16 protein-coding genes, 1 tRNA gene and 1 riboswitch are annotated in these 21673 nt (G+C 27.1%); of the genes, 5 read left to right on the forward strand and 12 right to left on the reverse strand.

The features are described 5' to 3' along the window. Positions 1–999, reverse strand: a complete 999-nt coding sequence (gene hrcA, locus EXC46_RS03240) for a heat-inducible transcriptional repressor HrcA (protein WP_027333434.1) — start codon at positions 997–999, stop codon at positions 1–3. Positions 1000–1113: 114 nt separating this feature from the next. Between hrcA and EXC46_RS03245 the strand changes: the two genes are divergently transcribed. Continuing rightward, positions 1114–2889 (forward strand): ABC transporter ATP-binding protein, encoded by a 1776-nt coding sequence (locus EXC46_RS03245; protein WP_027333433.1) that lies wholly within the window; start codon positions 1114–1116, stop codon positions 2887–2889. A 1-nt stretch (position 2890) separates the two neighbouring features. Next, on the forward strand, positions 2891–4720 hold the full coding sequence (locus tag EXC46_RS03250; protein WP_052353000.1) for an ABC transporter ATP-binding protein: 1830 nt from the start codon (positions 2891–2893) through the stop codon (positions 4718–4720). A 361-nt stretch (positions 4721–5081) separates the two neighbouring features. On the opposite strand, the gene EXC46_RS03255 is transcribed toward EXC46_RS03250, so the two are convergent. The 8 genes from EXC46_RS03255 to EXC46_RS03290 all read right to left on the reverse strand — a co-directional run bounded on the left by EXC46_RS03255 (position 5082) and on the right by EXC46_RS03290 (position 15559). Further along, positions 5082–6197, reverse strand: coding sequence for a hypothetical protein (locus tag EXC46_RS03255; RefSeq protein WP_129622182.1), 1116 nt, complete (start codon positions 6195–6197; stop codon positions 5082–5084). Between the two features lie 565 nt (positions 6198–6762). Continuing rightward, positions 6763–7500, reverse strand: a complete 738-nt coding sequence (locus EXC46_RS03260) for an ATP-binding cassette domain-containing protein (RefSeq protein WP_052352999.1) — start codon at positions 7498–7500, stop codon at positions 6763–6765. Then, positions 7500–8663, reverse strand: a complete 1164-nt coding sequence (cypl, locus tag EXC46_RS03265) for an ABC transporter thiamine pyrophosphate-binding lipoprotein p37/Cypl (protein ID WP_052352998.1) — start codon at positions 8661–8663, stop codon at positions 7500–7502. Before cypl ends, EXC46_RS03260 begins: the two co-directional genes overlap by 1 nt. A 32-nt stretch (positions 8664–8695) precedes the next feature. Beyond that, a riboswitch (TPP riboswitch) is annotated at positions 8696–8802 on the reverse strand. 15 nt (positions 8803–8817) lie between these two features. Continuing rightward, positions 8818–11268: an MAG1360 family OppF-related protein gene (locus EXC46_RS03270; protein WP_129622183.1), complete on the reverse strand. Its 2451-nt coding sequence runs from the start codon at positions 11266–11268 to the stop codon at positions 8818–8820. A gap of 20 nt (positions 11269–11288) precedes the next feature. Beyond that, positions 11289–12278 (reverse strand): ECF transporter S component, encoded by a 990-nt coding sequence (locus tag EXC46_RS03275; protein WP_044888843.1) that lies wholly within the window; start codon positions 12276–12278, stop codon positions 11289–11291. A gap of 150 nt (positions 12279–12428) precedes the next feature. After that, on the reverse strand, positions 12429–14552 hold the full coding sequence (locus tag EXC46_RS03280; RefSeq protein WP_027333428.1) for a helix-hairpin-helix domain-containing protein: 2124 nt from the start codon (positions 14550–14552) through the stop codon (positions 12429–12431). Between the two features lie 4 nt (positions 14553–14556). Further along, positions 14557–15225 carry a nuclease-related domain-containing protein gene (locus tag EXC46_RS03285; RefSeq protein ID WP_027333427.1) on the reverse strand — a complete coding sequence of 223 codons (669 nt, stop codon included), beginning with the start codon at positions 15223–15225 and terminating at the stop codon, positions 14557–14559. Positions 15226–15343: 118 nt separating this feature from the next. After that, positions 15344–15559: an MAG6790 family protein gene (locus EXC46_RS03290; RefSeq protein ID WP_027333426.1), complete on the reverse strand. Its 216-nt coding sequence runs from the start codon at positions 15557–15559 to the stop codon at positions 15344–15346. Positions 15560–15756: 197 nt separating this feature from the next. On the opposite strand from EXC46_RS03290, the gene EXC46_RS03295 reads away from it, so the two are divergent. The 3 genes from EXC46_RS03295 (at position 15757) to EXC46_RS03305 (ending at position 18572) form a co-directional block, all read left to right on the forward strand. Further along, complete coding sequence (locus tag EXC46_RS03295) at positions 15757–17508, forward strand: MYPU_1760 family metalloprotease (RefSeq protein ID WP_027333425.1); 1752 nt, start codon at positions 15757–15759, stop codon at positions 17506–17508. A 2-nt stretch (positions 17509–17510) separates the two neighbouring features. Further along, a complete protein-coding gene (locus tag EXC46_RS03300) occupies positions 17511–18185 on the forward strand; it encodes a DUF402 domain-containing protein (protein WP_027333424.1) in 675 nt (224 codons plus the stop codon). Between the two features lie 102 nt (positions 18186–18287). After that, positions 18288–18572, forward strand: a complete 285-nt coding sequence (locus EXC46_RS03305; protein ID WP_084262924.1) for a TM2 domain-containing protein — start codon at positions 18288–18290, stop codon at positions 18570–18572. Between the two features lie 167 nt (positions 18573–18739). Here the strand turns inward: EXC46_RS03305 and EXC46_RS03310 are convergent, their stop codons facing one another. The 3 genes from EXC46_RS03310 to EXC46_RS03320 form a co-directional block, all read right to left on the reverse strand. Further along, entirely contained in the window at positions 18740–20266 is a 1527-nt protein-coding gene (locus tag EXC46_RS03310; RefSeq protein ID WP_027333423.1) for a hypothetical protein, read from the reverse strand. A 64-nt stretch (positions 20267–20330) separates the two neighbouring features. After that, on the reverse strand, positions 20331–21419 hold the full coding sequence (locus EXC46_RS03315; protein WP_027333422.1) for a M42 family metallopeptidase: 1089 nt from the start codon (positions 21417–21419) through the stop codon (positions 20331–20333). A gap of 120 nt (positions 21420–21539) precedes the next feature. Next, positions 21540–21623, reverse strand: a tRNA-Leu gene (locus EXC46_RS03320). Positions 21624–21673: the final 50 nt, after the last annotated feature.

The raw sequence follows: 21673 nt of genomic DNA on the forward strand, positions 1-21673 counted from the left end.
TTACTCCTTTTTATTCTTTAATAATTTTTCTAAAACATTTAAAACTGCTCTCATATTATTAAAATTGGAATTTTGCGAACCAACTACAGAAATTTCAGTAATTTTATCACCTGCATCAATTCTTTTTGACATATATGCACCAGAATCAGTGATCGAAATTTTGATTCTTTCTTCGTTTTCTAATTCATTTTCAATGTGTTCTCAAACAGAATAGTTTTCAATTAATTCAATCATGTTTGAAAGACTTTCACGATTGATTTTACTGCTTAAAATAATATTTTTCTTTCCGTAAACATTCTTTTGGACAAAATTGTTATTAAAAATATTGTTAACAAAATTTTCAATAATTTTTTGGTAATTTTTAACAGCTTGGGATAAAACATCTTTAAGCTCATTAACACGATGTGTAAGTCTTGAAACAGGTTCATCAATTAAATGTTCTTTAAAAATACGGACAGCAACTTTTAAATCATTAATATTAATTTCTTCAGGATCAAATTTTAAGATTTTAGAAAAAACTTCACCTGTTGAAATCACAATTACAATGGTCGCTGAAAAATCGCTAATTGGTACAATATCGATCCCTTTTAAAAGAGAGTTGTGATTATATGAAGTTGTAACTAAAGTCAGTCCAGTTGCATCAGAGATTATTTTAGCTGCTGATTCAATTGTAGTATCAATCTTTTCTTCTTTATCTTTAAAAATTTGACTTAATTGTTTCATAAGTTGTTCTTCACAAGAATCAGCTAAATAATTAGCATAATAATTTAAACCATTAGCTGTTGGTATTCTCCCACTTGAAGAGTGACATTTTTCTAAATATCCCATCTTTTCTAAATCGTTCATTAAATAACGAATTTTAGCTGATGAAAAAGTAATTTGTTCTGGATATTTTTGTAATAGTAAAGAACTACTAATTGCTTTTGGTTCCTCAATGTATAAGGAAACAATATGTTTCAAAATAAATTCATATTTATTGTCTAGTTTTCTTGAATTCATATTAAAAATTATAGCACTAAAAAGTCAAAATTAGCAAATAAAATTCTTTTCTGCTAAATCTTGATTGAGCATCTTTTTTGTTTAGCCCTAAATTAATTTATTTATAATTTCTCTATGTTTAAAATTTTCAAATTATTACCAACAACCACGAGGTTTAGAATCTTGCTTTGTGCATTAATTTCAATTATGCCGAGCTTTTTTGAGATGTTTATTCCTCAGTTTGTTAAACAATTTATTGTAATGAGTGATAGAACACAAGAAATAACCGTTGTAAAGCTCTTTCATTGACAAATATTACCTCCGCAAGGACTTACTGTCTACCAATTTTTAATTATTTTGGTAATCGGATGTAGCCTTGCTAATTTAGTTTTATGAATCATTTCTTTAAGACTTTCTGAATATACAATTAGTCATATTAGACACTTAATCAGAATGCAATTATTTAAAAAGATCATTAATTTAAGCAAAGACAACATTAATGAACTTTCACATGCAAGTATTATTACTTATTTTGGAAATGATATTAATAAAATAAATGGTGGATTTTTTGTTCTTTGTCGTTCGCTTTTAAATGGAACTTTCTTAATAGTTTGAGGACTAGTTTTTTCACTTAATCTTGATCTTAATCTTTCAATAGCAATTTTTATTAATATTCCTGTTGTCATAATTGGTTCACTTTTTGCAATCAAATTTCTTTTCCCTTCATTTAGAAAAGAAAATTGAATTTTAGATAAACTTAACGAAAAAGCAAAACAAGATATTAATGGAATTGAGCTTATTAAAACTTACAATTTAGAAAATTACCGTTATAAGCTTTATAATGAAGAAAACGAAAATCTCTTAAAATTAAATCTTAAAGTGACTAAAACAAGCTCAATTGCTTGACCTGTAATTCATACTTTTGTCGCTTTTGGTAACATTTTAGTCTTTCTTATTTTTGGTTTTCTAGCTAAAAATTACACAAATGCCAACATTCAAGAAAAAGTTGGTAACTTGTACCAATTCCTTGCTTATTTAGGTTTAATTTCATCTGGAATTTTTCAAGTATGTTTTGAATCAAATAAACTTTTTAGAGCTCGTTTTAGCGCTAAAAGAATTTATGAAGTTTTACAAATGGAAAGTATTATTCCTGAAGTTACAAACGATAACAAACCAACAGAGTGAAATATTGAATTCAAAAATGTGTCATATAGATATAAAAATAACGAAACTCAAAATGCATTACAAAATGTTTCATTCAAAATTCCAAATAGCTCATCAGTTGGAATCATTGGAACTACCGGAAGTGGAAAAAGTACAATAGTTAATTTATTAACTAAAGAAATTCTTCCAACCCAAGGAGAAATCTTAATTAACAATTTAAATCTCAACGAAATTGATAGCGCTCATCTTAGACAAAATATTTCAGCAATTTGACAAAAAAATATGTTGTTAAGTGGTTCAATCAAAGAAAATTTAGTTTTTACCCACGAAAATGCTAATGATGCCGAAATTGATGAAGTAATTAATATAGCTCAAGCTAACTTTATCAAAGATTATCCTGATAAATATGAACAAATCATCGGTCAACACGGAATTAATTTAAGTGGTGGTCAAAAACAAAGAATTTCAATTGCTCAAGGGCTAATTAAAAAACCAAATGTTTTAATTTTAGATGATTCAACTAGCGCTCTTGATAATAAAACTGACAAAAACTTGCAAGACCAAATTAAAAGCAAATTAAAAGACACAACACTAATTATTATTTCACAAAGAATACGTACAATCCAAAACCTAGATCAAATTATTGTGCTTGATCAAGGTCAAATTGTAGGAAATGGAAGCCACCAAGAGCTACTGGCAAATAATACTTACTACCAAAAATTATTCGAAAGTCAAAAGGAGAAATAAAATGAGAATGCGAATTTCTACGCAACAACAAAAAGTATCACTCAAGCAACTAAAAGAGATTTTTTCAATTGTTCCGCTTGGTAAATGAAACTGATTTTTCTTGGTTCTATTTATTTTATCTATGGCTGGAATTGGTAGCTTAATCTCTTGATATATTGGATATTTGGTTGGTACATTCTTTAATAGCGAAAATTTCAAACCAGCTTGAGAAACTAGAATGCATTTTTATTTTCTTTTGGTTGTAATTCTTTTTGCTTTTTATGTTTTTGAAAAAGTAATTTCAATTTTTAATAATTTAATGCTTGCCAGTGCATTTAACCGCTATGCAAAAAATATGCGTGATATGCTTTATCTTAAGTTCCAAAATTTACCAATGAACTTTTTCGAGAATGAAAAAACTGGTGACTTGATGGCAGCAATTGTAAACGATACTGAAAACTTGTCAAATGCTTTATCAAGCATTGTTTCCAACATTTTGAGTGTTATTTTTACATTTGTCTTAAATGCAACTTTAATGTTTATTTATGCTCCTCTTTTAGGTTTAATTTCAATTATTTTAGTTCCACTTACAGGAGCAATATTCATATATATTACATCTAAAACTAAAAAATACTTTAGAAAAGCTCAAGATGCTTTTGGTGAATATAATGGTTACATTGAAGAAATTTTGGATGCTCTACCTAATGTTAGAATTCATCAAAAACAAGATTTAGTTTACAAAAAATTCGAAAAAGTAAGTCTTAACGAAAGAAACGCAGGGCGTAAATCAGTGCTTTTTTGACACATTTTATTCCCTTCATATAACTTTATTAATATTCTTAACCAACTTATAATTGTGTCTTTAAGTACTTATTTCTTCCTAAACCAGATTCCAACATACGGAATTAAACCCCTTGATTTTGGTATTATTACTTCATTTTCAATGTATATTGCTTCCTTAACTAATCAAATTATGACTGTAATTAGTTTCTCAAACACCTTGCAAAACGGTTTAGCATCTTGAGATCGGATCAAAAGAATTTTAGAAGCTCCTGATAATACTTATCAAAATAAACTTGGAAAATTAGCTTTCCAAAAAGGTGAAATCAAGTTTGAAAATGTTAACTTCCATTACCCTAATGTGCCTGATAAATTAATTTTAGATAATATTAACTTTAACATTCCAGCTCAAACTTCATTAGCATTAGTTGGACATACTGGAAGTGGAAAAACTACAATTTCAAAACTACTTGCAAAGTTTTATGAACCAACAAGCGGAAAGATTACAATTGACAAGCAAGACTCACAAACAATTAGCGAAAAATCATGACGTGACTCAATTGCGATCATCTCACAAGATACTTTCCTTTTTGAAGACACAATTTGAAACAATCTTAAAATGGTTAACGAACACCTTTCAGATGAGAAAATTTTAGAAATTTGTAAAATAACCCAAATTGATAGTTTTATTCAAAAAATGCCTGAAAAATACAACACAATGCTAGTTAATAATGGGCGCAACATTTCAGAAGGACAAAGACAGCTGTTAGCAATCACACGTGCTTTAATTTCCGAAAGACCTATTATTATAATGGATGAGGCAACATCAAATATCGATACAATTACCGAAAATCTCATTCAAGAATCATTTAAATATTTAAATGATCAAAAAACAGTAGTTATTATTGCGCACCGTTTAAGCACTATTATTAATTCGGATCAGATTCTTCTTTTAGAAAATGGAAAAATTGTTGAAAGGGGAAATCACAAAGAACTAATGCAAAACAAAGAAGGTAAATACTTCAAACTTTACAATTCAATTTTAGAAAGCGACAAACAAATTCTCGAATAAACCCAAAAACATATGTTATAGTGATATTTAACAAAATAACACCTTACTCTTAAGTGTAAGGTGATAGCTTGGTTGTATTCTCCACATCACAATACAAAGAGATACAAAAACAAAAAGAACTGACTATATTTATTAGTCAGTTTTTTAATCAAATCACAAAAGAAATATATAGTTCAATTAATTAATACTTTTATGGCTTTTTATAAGTAATCGAAATTGTAAGAATCGACATTTTGATCAGCTTTAATTTTTCTATCACAAAAGAAAATAAAAAATACCACTTTTATATTAAAAAAATGGTATTTCTTGTTGCGTTAGAGATTATACTCTAGCGTATTTTTTATGTTTTAAATTAAGAATGTTAGTTAGCTCTCACTTTTTCCTTGCGAAGATTTCATCAACTCATTATCTTAAAGATTCAACGTTCTTTTTTAACCAAGAAAATAAATTCAATAAGGAAGAAGAAAATAATGCAAGGTAAAAGATAAGGAATAATTTTGTTTTCTGCGTCTTCTTTGATATATTTGTTGTTGATTCTTCCATAAACACCAATTCCAACAAAAAGACTGTAGTTAATTGCGTTACGATATGTACCTTCAAATTCAAATAACATATAACCAATTAATCTTCTTCAAATTTTTGGCAAAATGTAATTTAAATAAAATCTTGGTTTAGTTCACCCGAGATTAAGATGCATTTCAAGTTCTTTTGATTTAATCAAACCTACACTTTCGATTAGTTGTTTAACAATTGCTTTAAATGCACCAAACGAAAGAATTAAAATATATGCTTGTTTAGTGCTAAAAAGAGGATTAATAATAAAGAATAAAATTAATGTAGGTATAGCTTTAAATACACTCAGTAAAAATTTGAGAAAAAGACTAGTTGCAGGTTTATGAAGTTTATCAGATGCAAAATAAGCATAAAATATAGCACCAAAAAAACCAAACGAGATAGCAACAAAAGTTTGCTTAAATAAACTTCAATAAATAAGATAAATACTTGGATCTTTAACAATATCTGAAAAATCAAATTTTCAATAAGTGTTTCAAAAGTTGTAAAGTAAATGCTTGTCAACAATTTTTGAGGACCCAACTTTAAGTATTAGATCAACAACACTGTAAATTATAAGACCCACTAGAAAAATTAATAAAAATAATTTAATAGCACTTTTATAAATGTATTTTCATTTATAAATTGTAGATTTATCACTTGTTTTAAGTGCAACAGGCACAAATAAATAATTTTTTAAAATAAAAAGGAAAATTTCAATGATAAATAAAACAAGCACTAAAACAAAAATAGTGATACCTAGGTGCTGTGGTTGTTTTTCATACATTTTGAAAAATTCTCCAATACCTTTGATTCCAATAAATCCAAAAATGGAACTTCAACGCACATTAGACTCAAAAGAAAGGAAGAAATTCATTAAATATTTATTTTTGTTGTATAAAAAGACATTTTTATAAAAAGACATTATTCGTGACATTCCTAAATGAATGTCTAGATTGTAATTCTTTAAGTTTGTACTCTCGATGATATCCACAAAATAACGATGGATTCAAAGTCAAGTGAATCAGAAATAAACTAAAAAAGGTAGAAAATATTTCGAAACAACAATGTCACTGAACATTGTTAGAAAAACTAAAACAGGAAAAGCTCTTAAGAAAATTAAGAAAATCCTGATGAAATAACTCATTCACTTTCACTTAAAGGTAAAAAGTCTAGGTACAGCAAGAAACGAAGAAAAAAAAGACATTATAAAAGCGCAAATCGTTCCTAAAAGTACCGTTTGTAATGTAATTGCTAAAAGTTTGAAATTATATGCTCACAAATTAATACTAAGTTCTGGATCATTTGAATCAAATCTAAAAAGCATAGAAAATCATCTTCAACTTCTAGCAAAACTAATATCTGAAAGACTAAAGAAATCAATTGAAATTAAACAATAAATTAGAAAACTAAAAGCAAACAAAACTATGGCATACTTAAATCAAATTTTGTTTCTTGATTTAGTTTTAAATGACGCTTGTGGTTGCCTATTAATCAAAATATTCCTTAATTTCTGCTAAATTGAAATCTTTTTTGTCAATAAATTTATATATCTCATGGTTCTTGAGTGCAACTAATTTGTCACAATATTTAAGTGCAAGATCAAGATCGTGAATTGCAATTAAAACTAATTTATTTTTTTTAGCCTCTTCTTTAAATAACTGCATAACAAGCTCTGAATTATTAAAATCTAAATTACTAGTTGGTTCATCTGCTAAAATAATTTGCCCATCATTAAAAAGTGCACGAGCAATATTTAGACGTTGTTTTTGACCTGAAGATAATTTAGTAAGAGGAATAAAAGCAAAATCCTCTAGATTTAATTTTTTTAAAATATCTCAAAGTAAATCTAGCTCACGAGCTGTTAAATATTTAATCTTTTTGAAAAATCAATTTTGATAACGATCATAACTAAAAAGAACATTGTGATAAAAATCGTAATCTTCGAGAATCAAGTTGTCTTGGTCAATAAAACTAATACTCTTTTTGAATTTTTTTCTGGTTTTGCGAGATGAACTTAAAATATCTGTATTATTGTAGATTAATTCACCTTCTTTGATTAAGGAGTTGTCAAAAATACTTTTGAGTATTGTACTTTTTCCATAACCACTTTTTCCAATAATTCCGATAATTTCACCTTCTTTAAGGTAAAAAGACACATCATCAAAGACACTATCTTTTAAGTAATTTTTGTGATAACTAATTGTAACATTCTTGAATTTTAACATTAACCTAATGTCTCCTTAAGTACTTTTCAGTACGCATCTTCTGGATTTTCAATGACTGCATAGCTATTAAACCCTTGTGTAGCACCTCAACTATTGTCGCCTTTTTGTAATTCAACAAAAGCTTGTCCAAGTGCTTTAGCCACATCTGTAGGAATTGTTTTTGAGTTAACAAGAGCTACATTGTATGGTAGCTTCTCTGTAACAGTTAAAAAACTAATTTCTTGACCTGGACGTGTTTCTGCAGAAGGAGTATAAGGATCGTTGGATTCAACTTTACTATATCCGTAGAATCCTTCATTGTCCATAAAGATATGGATATTTTCATTTTTTTGGTCATTAGCTTTTTTTGTTTTAGTTTTTATAACTTTTTCTGAATATTTAGCTTGTAAATCTTTAAATGAAAGGAATTGTTTTCCAAAGTGCTTTTTCATTAAAGCTTCTGGTAATAAATATTTACTTCCTGAATCAGCACTACCAATTCCAAGTCCATAAGAAACAAAAGAAGTTAAGTCTTTTTCATTTCATGCTTTAACAATTTCTTGTGTCATATCTGGTGTAGCAACGATAACAAAAAGCCCTCTTTGGTAAGGTACTAACGCATCTTCCGCATCATAAACTTTTCTGTAAATTGCACCATCAAAGTCCATTCCAAGATCACCTTCGTTATTTCAATCTTGTCTTGGTTTTGATTTAAAAATTGCTTCTTCATTTGCTGCTGAAACTCTAAGCGGATCTGTTGCAGATCCATCTACATAACCAGCATTTTTAATTTCTCCCGCAAATTTACGAGTATAAGTTTGTACTAATGGATAAATTCCACTAATTGACATTTCTTCTTTGCTGTGATATGTTGAACCAGCAGAAACAAAACCTAAATCAATTTCTTTTTTCAATATTTTTTCTTTTACTGTAGCATAATTATCGTCTTCTGTAAACTCGATTGCTACTTTGTAATTTAAATCTTGTGATTTTAAGTAAGAATTAAAATGGTTTTCAAGATTAGCTTTAATCACATCTTGTTTACTATACGGATCACCTAAATGCATTCTAATAATTTTTGCCTCTTCTTGCTTATTATTGCATGCACTTGCAAAAAACATAGGTGTAACTGCACCTAAACTTGTTAAAGATAACAATGATAAAAATTTAATTTTCTTTTTCATAAATAATAAAAAAACCTCCTCGGACAGGAAGAATTCTTCATGAGAGAACTCGCTACGCTAGCATTACCTAGATCAGCTAATAAGAGTGTTTCTCAACCTACTTGACGAAAAAAACAAGTAAGTACCTCTGTCCTTACTTGTAATTATATAGATTTTAAAAAAATTGTTCATTATTTTCATCAAATGTGAATTCTTTTTTGTTTTCAGCATTTTGTTCAGATGAACTTAAAAGTTCATTATATAGCTCTAAATCTTCATTTTTTTGAACTTTTTTGCTTTTTTTATTGTTTTGAGTAATAATAAATTCTTGATTATAGAAAATATTTACCATTTCGTTCCCTTCAATTTCCACAGTTGTTTCCATTGTTGAATTAAATTGAGGGTTTTTTGCAATGTAATTTGATAAATTTCGATTCTCACGCTTTGAAATTCATTTTTGAAATTCATCTAATGAAGCAAAGACATAATGATTATCGTCGTCAACATAAAATAAATCATCATAAACGTATTCTTTAGTGTCCCGCACATCTAAAAGTGAGTATTTTTTGTTAACTAAAATTTCATAAATAATCGGATGAATTGGATTTTCAAAAACTTCACTCACAAGTCCACCTTCAAGTAAAGAATAGTTTCCAAAAAAATGCACACGATCAAAGTTGGCCTTAATAAGACCAGAATGGCTCGTTACAAAAACAAAGTTTAAATTATATTTTTCAGAAATTTTAAATAAAACACGAAGAAATTCTAATCGAATATCTGATGTAATGAAGTTGCTGTCTTTGACAAATAAAAGCTTCGTTTTCGACAAAATAAATTTCATCAACTTAATTTTAGCTCTATCAACTAATTTCAAATCACAATACGGAATAAGATAATTTGCATTTGAAATCGAGAGATTTTCAACAAAATCACTAAAATTTAGAATATTTTTATAAATTTCAATGATTTTTTTGTTTGCTGGCGCTTTTGAAGTTGTAAAGTCTGATAAAGCGCTTAAAAAGCTAATCATTTTTTTGAATTTATAAAAGTAATCGTAAAAATGATTTAAATTGTTTAACATTTCGATGTTTTCTTTAAAAATAGAAGGATAATTATTTTTAATTCAAGTAAATCTTTCTTTGAAAAGTTCAAGCTCGTCAAAAACAGCTTGAAAACTTGCAGAAAGACGCTTAATTCTAATTTCTTTATTTTTGATAATGCTATTAAAAAGTTTTTTTTCATTGAGTTTGAATCACTGCAATTCAGCCTCGGACATTTTGATTCTTCTTTCAAACTCATCAATTTTTCAATAGCTTTGAGTGTTGAGAATTTTTTCAAAATTAAGCTTTTCCAGCTTGTTGATTTTACTTTGAATTTCCTTGATTTCGTTTTCTATTTTATTTTTAAAATCTTTGGATTCCAAAATGTATTTATCAATATTAAAGTTAAATTCATAATAAATTAACTTACTTAATTTATTAATTTTATTAAGTGAAGTATCTTCTTTTTTTGTTCGATAAGTTTCATTGATAAAAATTTTAATTTCAGTATTTAAGTAGTTATTGAGTTTTCAAATTTTTTCGGCTTTTAAATAGTATAATTTACTTTTGTTTCTTTTTAAAAGGGCATAAACTCTTTTTTTGATTGAAATATCTTTATAAATTTCTAAAAACTTTGAGCTTTCACGGTTAACAATAGATAGCTTTCATTTAAGAGTTTTGATGTCTCTTGAAATAACTTTAAGCAAGTAATTCAAAAGGTTTAATGACTTTTTCTTGGTTTTTCTTAAGAGTTTTTTGTAAAAATCAATTTCAAAATAAAAGTCACGTATTTTAATTGAATTTTGTAACTTATTAATTGATCCATTTTTAATTTCATTCATGTAAAAAAGTCTTTTTTTACTATTTTCAATCAGTCTTTTTTGGCGAACAATGTTACTTAATTCATAACTTTCAAGAATTTTATTGTGATTTTCACGGACAGCATTAAAAAGTTCAATAAGAATATCTAATAAGTCATTTTTGTAATCTAAACTTAATTCATTAAGAGTTTTAATAGATTCGCTAAAAAGGTTAGGATTATAACCAATATCGTTATTACTAATTTTAGAAAGAATTAAATTTGCTTCACGAATATTTTCTTGGTTAAGGTCAATAATATCTTTAGAATACTTATTAATAATATTAAAAAGAACGTTTTTAAGTGTAAAATCAAAGTCTTTAAATAATTGATTTGCTTCTTTTTCTAGTTTTTCAGCTGTTGGTAAGGCAAGAATGTTTTCTCAAATTTCGAAAAGAGGAATATTTTCATCATCTTCGTTAATAACTTCCAAGATATTGAAAATTCCCATTTTCTTAAGTACTTCTTTCTTGTTTGTAACAAATTCTGAATTTTTATTATTTGAATCTTGGTCAAAAAATGCAAGTGAGACATTTTTGTTACTTACAATATTTTTTCAAAGCAAATCAAAAGTTAATAAAGAGTTTTTTTCATTGATATAGAAAGCTGTTTTTTCGTTTTGAAAAATTTCAACATAAGGTAAAGTAATAAAATCCACTTCATTTTCTGAAAGATTAGATTGAGCAAAAATATTATGAATTGTTAGAAGATTTTTTTTATTTTGCATAAGTTCCTACTTTTTGCTTGTTAGTAAGTCAAATGAGAATTTTTATTAATTAATTTTGAAACGATCATATATGAATAGTAAATAACAAACATATTGAATCAAATTTTAATAGGGCTAGTTAGAATATGTTGCGAAACTCAAAAGAAATAATTATCAAAGTTACCTGACCCAAGAGATAAAACGTCACCAACAGAAAGAATTGGAGTATTAATAAGCTCTAAAAATGCTGAAAACACAATAATTGGAACAAGAACAGTATAACGTTCTAATTTAAGTGTAAAACGACCAATGATAATAAAAACAACCATTAAGAGAATACCTGAAATCATTAAGATTAATAAAATAGTTTTATCACGAATTAAACTATTATTTAAAATTGCTGGATTTCGATCATAAGCAATGGACATATAAATACCAATAATTGCAGCAACCATCAATAAAAAAGCTACACCATTAATTAAATAAATATTCGCGAGAAGCTTGTTTGAAGAATCTTCAGAAATATATTTACTCTTGTGTTGTAAACGAATAATTTTATTAGCATATTTATCAACAAGATAAAAGTTTTCTTTAGCTTGATAATTATTATATTTAATGTTCAATAAGTAAATTTTGACTGAAATTTTAGCTAGCCGATAATCTTTCGAAAATGCATTTTTGATAAATTGGACAAAATAAAATCCAAAAATACCAGATACAATACCATTGACCGCAATTGCCACAGTATAAACTGGATTGTAGCCTGCTGGCGGAATAAATAAAAGCGAAAGGAAATCACTAACTATTCCAACAAATAGCCCCACGAAAGGACCAAAAATAAATCCAGAAATTTTAATTGGTAAACCAATAAATGAAAATTTATATGATTGAATATTTACTAAAGGTACAATCTGAGCAGAAATAATCGTAAAAGCAACAGAAATAGCAATTAAAATAGCAACAAAAGCCATTTTTCGAATTGTTCACTTTGGAAATAACTTAATATTTCAAATTTTTAATTTTTCTTTCATCGTCACCTTTCGTTTTGTTAATTTCTTTTTTTAATTTTATATTATTCTAGTTATTTTTATACTAACATCTAAAGAAAAACAAAAGAACATAACAAAGGCACTCAAACAATTTAAATTGTTTGTTTTTAAGTTATGTTCCTTTTTAAGAATTTAAATAATTTCTCCTGAAATTCTGTTTTTTTCCAAATTGATTTCTAATAATTTAGCATCAATAATTTGCCCTGGATGATATTTTTCAAAAGCACTTTCATTTTCTGATAATCCGAGTTTTGAAGTGTGAATAAAAAGATTTTGTTTAAGTCCAATATAAACAAACACCCCGAAATCAGTAATGTTTTCAATGGTTCCTTGAATTTGATCACCCACTTTAAGATCTTGAATGTTTAAAATATTATCTTTTAAGATAAAACCTTTCTTGTTTTGATCAAAGTTTTTGACAGGGTTTTTGAGTGCATTTAAAATTAGATCCACTTCATAATAATTTGCATGGTATTTGTCAGCTAATTCTTGAACTTCTAATTTAAGATTACTTAATCCTTCATTGTTTGGTTCTAAATTGTAATCCTGAATAATTTTATTGGCAAGCTCATAAGATTCAGGGTGAACAAAAGTTCGATCTAAAAAGTTATTTGAATCAAAAATTCTTAAAAAGCCAATTGCTTGTTCATATGTTTTAGCTCCAAGCCCTTTAACTTTTTTTAGTTGCTCACGGTTATTAAATTTACCAATTTCATTCCTGTACAAAATAATATTTTCTGCAACTTTAGAACTTAGTCCTGAAATATGAGTCAAAATAGTTTTTGAAGCTGAATTAAGATCTATTCCGGTTAAGTTAACTACTTTATCAACCTTAAAGTTTAAATAATGATTTAATTCTTTTTGATTTAAGTCATGCTGATATTGTCCAACACCAATCGATTTTGGATCAATTTTAATTAGTTCATTTAAAGGATCAAGGAATTTTCTACCAATATTAATCGCACTTCTTTCTTCAACATTTAAGTTAGGAAATTCTTCAATTGCTAATTTTGATGCCGAATAAACAGATGCACCAACTTCTGAAACGATAGCATACTTAATTTTTAAATCATTTTCTTTGATAAGTTTAGCTATAAATTGTTCAGTTTCCCTTGAAGCAGTACCATTTCCAATTACAACAATATCAATTTTGTGTTTTTTAAGCATTGCAAGAACAATTTTAGAAGCTTGTTCAATTTGAAATCTTGGCGCATTAGGAAAGATTTTATTAATTTCTAAAAGATCTCCATTTTCATTTAATGCAGCAAGTTTGCATCCGTTGACAAAAGCTGGATCAATCGCAAGAACATTATGGTTTTTAATAGCAGGAGCCATTAATAATTTTTCCACCGAATTTGAGAAAATTTTAATTGCAGATGCTTCTGCTTTTTCAAATAAATCATTAAAAATTTCACGCTCAAGGCTAGGTAAAATAAGTCTTTTTAATGAATCATCAATTGCAAGATCAAGAAATTTTGCATTAAGTCTTTTCTTATCAATTTGTTTAAGAATAATTATTTTGAGAAAGTCTACTTTATAATTAAAAGATAATTTCAGAATATTTAAATTTACTCCACGATTAATTGCAAGAACATTGTGATTCTTAATATATTTAAGCGGGATTTTATAATCATAATAATTAGTGAATTTTTGTTCTTCGTCTAACTCAATTTTCTTTGCTTTTGAGACTAAAACAGCATAATTTTCGATGTTTTCTTTAATTGCTGATCTAATTTCAACATTTTGCGAAATGATTTGAGCAATAATATAATTTGCTTGTTCAAGCGCAAATTCAACACTTGTTACTTGATCATTAAGATATTTTTTCGCTTCTACTTTAGGATCAAAATCACGTTTTGTATTATTTAAAATACTTAAAGCAAGTGGCTCAAGACCTAATTTGATAGCTTCTGATGCTTTCGTTACTTTTCCAACCTTGAACGGTTCATAAATAGCTTCTAGTTCGCTTTTTGTTTTCGTATTTTCAATTTTAAGCTTTAATTCAGGTGTTAATAATTTCTTTTCATCCAAAATTTGTAAGATCCCTTCTTTTCTTTTGTTTAATTCAGATGTGTATTTGAAAAGTGTTTCAATTTGATAAATTTGTTCTTCATCAAGTCCGCCCGTTTTATCCTTACGATAACGAGAAATGAATGGTACAGTATCACCTTGAGCAAGCATTCCTAAAACTTCAAGAACTTGTGATTCTTTGATTTTAAGTTCATTAGCTACATTTAAAATTGCTTTATTATCCATTAAATTACCCCTTTTTATTAATTAGTTTTTTAAATTTTTTTCTTTCTTTGCTTGTTTTAGCTTGCATTGCTACAATTGTATTTTTAACATCTTGCTTATTAAATTTTTGAGTTCAATTCAGAGATTGCTTTCATAAAAAAAGTAATTTTTGATCGAGCTCTTCTGTTGTACTAAAAATTACATGATTAGGTTTTTCAGTAAGAGCAACTTCAGTTGATTCAGGTACAATAATTAGTGAAACTACAGGTATATTTCTTCCTAAAAATCTTTCAACATGTGTAATATGTCTTTCGTTTTGTAAAATAGGATTCGGGATTTTTTTAGATTTATTATGATTTAAAATAGTTAAATCTTTTTCATATCCATTACCTACCATTTTTCCAAAATAAGATTTGATTTCCACTATAACTATAAAACTATCATAAATTAAAATTCCATCCAGTTCAAAAACATTTCCATCATAATGATAAATTGCACCTTTTAGAAAAATAGCTTCATTTTTCTTGGCTAAAGTTTGTAATTGTTTAGTTACTTTTTCTTCAAAAATAAAACCAGTTTTGTTTTTCTCTTGTTTCTTCCTTTTCAAGCGGAAGTAAAGTCAAATTACTAAAGACACAAGTAAAACAAAGCCAATTAGACCAATAGTCACAAATGTTAAGGTTTTATGATCCATACTCATCCTTTCATTTTTAATCTTTTGATTGTTAGTTTTAATTATATTAGCATTATTATAAAAAGGTAAAAAGAAAGTTGGCTAATGCCAACTCATATGGTAAAAACTAAATAAAGCTCTAAACAACTTTTAATACAACTTCTTTAGATGCTTTCTTTCCTTCCAAGTTATTTCTTTCGACGTGAATGATTTCAATTTTTTCATTCCCTTGAGTGTGTTCCCCACGTTTTTGCCCTCTTCTGAATCCTTTAATTAATCCTTCAAGATCTTCTAAAGAATTTGCTTGAGCAATAATTTCTCCGTGTGATAACAATCTTGCTTTGTATTTGTACATAAGCCCTCCATTATTTAAATAACTTTTAAATATTTTCTTAGTTAAAAAAACTAGTGTTAAACTTAGAAGTTTTATTTTTTAGAAAATACCTTTTATATAAAAATACTGAGAAAATCTCAGGTAGAAAGATCTACAAATTAATTTTACTATAATATCTTAACAGACACTAAAAGTTAAGTATATAATTAAAAATAACTATGAAAAAAAATATAAAGAGACGGTTTCTTTTTGGTTCTTTTTTAACAAGTTTAAGCTTTCCAATTTTTCTTGCTGGTTCATGTAGCGCAAAATCAGTCCCAGTTAATTTAGAAACTTTAACTTATTCTTCAGTTTTAGAAACTTCTGAACAAGCAGATAAGTTTTTGCACAAAATTAATGAAAGCGAGTTTTTAAGCCTTGATGCTAGTGCTGTAGATCAAATTAACCTTACTAGTGAAGCTTTTAAAACAACCCAAGAAGAAGATGGAAAAATCTATTTAGAGTACATTGATCCATACACAAAAATTAAATTTAGAGAGTATCCATTAGACATTACAAACAATAATGCTACTTTTTTATTAGGAAAAGAAGGGTTAGTAATTTTAGCTAATGAATTCAAGCGTAAAATACCTTTTTCAACCGAAGTTTTTGATCTTGATTCAATTAATATTAACTTAAAGGACTTTAATCAAGAAGATTTACATGGTGCTTATAGCGACAAAAATAAAGCGATTTATCTTTTTATGGAAGTAGCTAAATCGCAAAAAATGTTAGCAGAGCAAATTATCGCTGTTTTAATGCCTTCTTTGTTTCATGAATATATTCATCACGTTGCCACATCTTATTTTTCTAATTTTGATTACTATCATGCTGATAAAAATTTAACTTTAAGTTCAAATTACACTTTTAATAAGCAATTTATTGATCAATTTGTCAAATTACTAAACCCTACTATTAAGAATCCTGAAAAAAATAATTCTTTAAATGATTTAATTCAGTTTGCAAATTTTGATCAAAACGAAGATAAGATCCGTTCTGTGTACTCTTTTAGTAAGATTATGACAGCTTTTGTCAATAAAAGAAAAATTAAATATCTTTATTCTTATGAAGAGATGATAGCAAGAGAATATACTAAATATGCATTCGAAAATTACTTTAATAAAACTGATAAGCTCGAATATAATGGTGTTAAAGCTTCATTTGAAGGTTTAACAGCAAACGGAAAGTTAAATTATTATTCATACTTATTTGATTGATCACGAACACTTTTATTTAAAAATAATGATGATATTTTAAAAGATTGAAGTTTAATTGAACCTATTTTCTTTAATGATTTATTTAAATTTAATTATGAGCAAAAATTTTATAATTTATTTTTAGAATATATTGGTTACGGCAAATCAATTAGTCAAATTTGTTACGAAAATAACTGAAAATACATTTTTGAGCAAAAAGAAAGAAAAAGTGACCAAATTTGACTTGATGATACAAAATTTGCTAACATCAAAATAACTGGTTATTTAGAAAACAACGAATATACAGGAATAGCTTTTTGAGACAAACAAAATGAGCAAATTATCAAGGCAGCCACAATTCACTACATGCCTGCATTTAATTTCTTCGGAAGAAAAACTTATGACCAAGGAGCAAGATTAAGTAATCAAACAGCTAGAACAGAGCAAATTGATCAAAGACTTTATCCAGGATATCATTATGTGCCTTATTACACAGATTTTATCAATGTAGAAAAACTACCAAACAATCTTGCTTTATATTTTTATAAAGATCTAAATAATGATGGGCAAGTCTCATTGGATGAAATTTTATTTGACAACAAACTTACAATTCCACCTTATTCATTGATTAATTTAAAAGGTAATTTAAGTTATCAAGACATAGATAAGGTAACTATTTATCAAAATGCACAAAATGAGATCATACTACACAAAATTAACAAAACAGGAGAATAATAATGGAATGAGACTTTAGCGAACTAAAAGTAGGAAAAATAATTAATGTCCAAGCATACAAACATAATGGATTTTTATATCGTCAATGAAATGGTGCTAAAGTTATTTTTCACAATAAAAGACATATAGTACTTTTTCTCAAAGGTACAAGGGTGACAGAAAGCCAAAAAGAATCATCTGGCTGAAAGTATACCGAAAGTGCTTTATGATTTTTACCTAAAAATAATTATTACAATGCAATTGTCCTATTTAAGAAAAATATTGGTAACTACTATTACATAAATATGGCTTCAAAACCTATTTTTGAAGATAATACAATCAAATTTATTGATTATGACCTTGATATTAAGTGCTATCCTCAAAAAGAATTACAAGTTGTTGATCGTGAAGAATTTACAAACAATGCTTACTTAATGAAATATCCTGAAAAGCTTAAAAAAATTATCTTTCAAGAACTTAATGAAGTAATTTCGATTTATAATAATTATGAATACTTTTTTAATAACTCAATAATTGAATATTATCTTGGCATAGCTTCAAAAGATAAATTAATTAGTGAAAAAACACTTGAGAACTTCATTGCTTGAGGTAATAAAAAAATCTTTTTAGAAGAAAGAGAAATTTTTAATCAATTTTCAAAAAATACAAATAAGAAAAAATGAAAAAATAAAATTTAGTTCAATAAAATTAGAGAAAATATTTTTGTTTTTGCAAAAAAAAAAAAAAAAAAGAATTCATTTATAATTAAAAAAGAAGATTGAAAAGGAAGGTAAAATAAAATGAATACTGAACAAAATAACCAATATCAAAATGAGCAAAGCGAATTTAACCATGTTTTTGTTCGTAAGCCTAGAAGTTCTAAAAGTAGACTTGTTCTTGTTCTTTTAAGTTTCTTTTTAGGAGGGCTTGGAGTAGACAGATTTTACGCTGGAAGAATAGGATTAGGACTTGCTAAATTATTTTTCGGTTGAATGACATTAGGAATTTGAGCGCTTGTGGATCTTATTTTAGCTATTTGCGGTCAACAAAAAGATAGCGACGGATTAAGAATTACAGAGTGATAATTAAACATAAATGTAATTTTACACTTAAAAAATCTTTTTAATAAAGATCAAATATAAAATAAAAACATTTCAAAAAAACAATCAAAAAAACACCTCAAAAGTAGGTGTTTTTTTGATTAAACAAAAGGTAAAATTTAGTTTATTATAAAAATTCGTCTTTTGTTTCATTAGTTGTCATTTAATAGTTTATTGTGTTTTTCTTCTAAAAAGACACATTCAAAGTTATCATCTTGTTCAATAAGCTTTTCTAGTCTTTTCACAAAAAGCGAATCTTTTTGAGACTCTGAAATTATAAAATTGAATTCTAGAGCATTTTGATTTTTAAAGAGTGTATGTTCTTTATTTGTTGAAATGATTTCATAATATGACTTGAATAAATAAATTTCATGAAGCATATCAGGATTTAAATCCATGTCACTAAAATCAAAAACAATTTTTCAAACAGAAAAAATGTTCTTATTTTTGTGTAATTCATCTAGTGAATCCTGTTTTTGTTCTTTATTTTTTTCACTAATTAACTCTCAAGTTGCATCAAAAATGTCAATCATCGCAAAGTAATGAGGACTTTTTTGCCCTAATGATTTATATTCAACATTTGAACTAAAATTATATGAACGAATATATTGACGATTAAGAATGTAAAGAATAAGCAAAATAATACCTGAAATTACCAAAATACAAAGGAGTGCAAATCCAATGTAAATGAGTTTTTCTTTTGAAAGAGTTTCATTTCAAATTGATAACCCTTGAAAGACTTCAAAAAATAAAGTTGAGAGCACAAAACAGATCGCAAAAATAACTAAAAAACGGTTGTTTCAACTTGTAATCATTCTTACTTTTTTTCATGTCTTTTTAAATTGACTATTCTCAACTTTAAAGGTTTCTTTAATTTCATCAAAGAAATTTGATGAATAAATTTGAATTGTTACTAAATCCATCTCTTTGCGGCGGGTTTTTTGTCTGATTTTTTCCTTTATTTCTTTGATTTTTTCTTTATTGCTAGTTTTGCTTTTCGAAATTTGAAGTAATTCACGATAAATTGCATAAACATCTTTACTTGGAAGTGCTATGAAATCTTTTTTAAGATCTATTTTAGAGATAATTAAATTTTTCGGAATTCTTAAGAATAAGTCTAATTTATAGCACTCTTTTAGGCTTTCAAAAATCTCATTTGTTAATTCAGATTTTTCATAAGTTTCAAATCATGATGCTTCAAAATTATTATCTACAATTAAAAGATTTGTACTAACTAAATAATCCATAAAGTCTTTTTGGTCATATTTAGTTTTTAAATAACCTTTTGGAGAGAGATTCTTTTGCATTAGGTTAATAATAACTTGGTCATCTAAATCAATTTCGCTGACATTTTTATCATAATCAATCTTATTGTCATTAAGAAGACTAATTAAACGCGAATAGTATTTTTTGATAGTATCATCATAATCAAAAAAGAGTGATTTAAGATCCTTACCTTGATCAAATACATACCTAACAATTCCTTTTTGATTATCTTTGTTTGTATGTGTTGGATAATAAAAATAAAGCAAGAAAAGCTTGCAAAGAAAAGTTCTTGTTGCTTTGCTTATTTTTTTCTTATATAAATTATCGTAAAGTTCATCAATTTTGATAATTAAATCATTTGCCGAGATTTTAATATCTTCAAATTCTGTTTTATTCTCTTGATTTATTTGCATATTACTCAAATTATAACAAACTTAAAAAGTATAAGAAAAAATAGCGTCTCCGCTATTTCCTCAATTATTTATATGAAATTGAATCGTATTTTTCGTTTGAAAATGATTTTAAAAATTCTGTTAAAAGATCAATTGCAGCTTGAATATCAACTAATGAACATAATCCAATTGGACTGTGTAAATATCTTTGTGGTAAAGAAATTGTAGTAACACTTGCTCCACCAGGCGCAAATTGAAGTTCAGCAGCATCTGTTCCTCCGCCACCAGCTACATATTTATAAGCAGGAATTTCTTTTTCTTTTGAAATGTTCATTAAAAGATCAACTAATTTTGGATCAGGTAATGTTCCACCGTCTTTAACTAAAATGCTTACACCTTTTCCTAAAGAAGGAGTTCCTGGTTTTGCTCCGGTTGTATCATGTGCAGCACCTGTATCAAGTGCAAAAGCAACATCTGGATTTAAAATCGCAACTGAAGTTTTAGCACCTCTTGTTCCAACTTCTTCTTGCACTGTTCCGACAAAGTAAACATCGCAAGGTAAATCTAAATTTTCAACATTTTTAGCAATCGCTTCTAATGATGTAACTCCAGCACGGTTGTCCATTGCTTTTCCACCAATAATGTTGTTAGCAAAATGAACTGTTTCACCTGTCATGAAAATTTTGTCGCCAATTTCAATCCCCGCTTCTTCAACTTCTTTTCTAGAAACAAATCCTAAATCAACGAATAACTCGTCAGCTGTAATTGCTTTAGATACTTTTTCACGTTCTAAAATGTGAATTGAAGTATGTCCAAATACACCTTCATATCTTTTTCCTAATTTAGCCGAAACTACAATAGCTTTTGTTCCAATTACAACTGTTGGTCAAACTCCACCAATTGTAGTAACTAAAATGTTCCCGTTATCTTTAATTTCTCTTACCATGTACCCAACTTCATCCATGTGTGCTGCAATCATAACTTTTGGAGCGTTAGGGTGTTTTGATTTTTTGTAGAAAATTACTGAACCTAATTTATCTCTCGAAACTTCAAAAGCACCTGAATTTAAGCTGCTTTTTAATTCTTCTACAACAGGTTCTTCAAAACGAGAGATAGCTTCAATTGACATATATTTAGCTAGTCTACCTGCTAATTTTTCATATTTTTTATCCATTTTTTTCTCCTTTTTCGAAATATTGAATTTAATACATATATTTTAGTTTTTTTTAGAAAAAATTTATCTATTAAATTCAAAAAAAAGTAATAAAAAACTTGCGTTAGCAAGTCAAAGATTTGGTGCCTCAGACAGGACTTGAACCTGCACGGATTGCTCCAGCGGATTTTGAGTCCGCAGCGTCTACCATTCCACCACTGAGGCAAGTGTATTAATATAATTATAATACAATTTGACTGAAATTATTGATTTTT

Source organism: Mycoplasmopsis glycophila, assembly GCF_900660605.1.
Classification (GTDB): Bacteria; Bacillota_I; Bacilli_A; order Mycoplasmatales; family Metamycoplasmataceae; genus Mycoplasmopsis; species Mycoplasmopsis glycophila.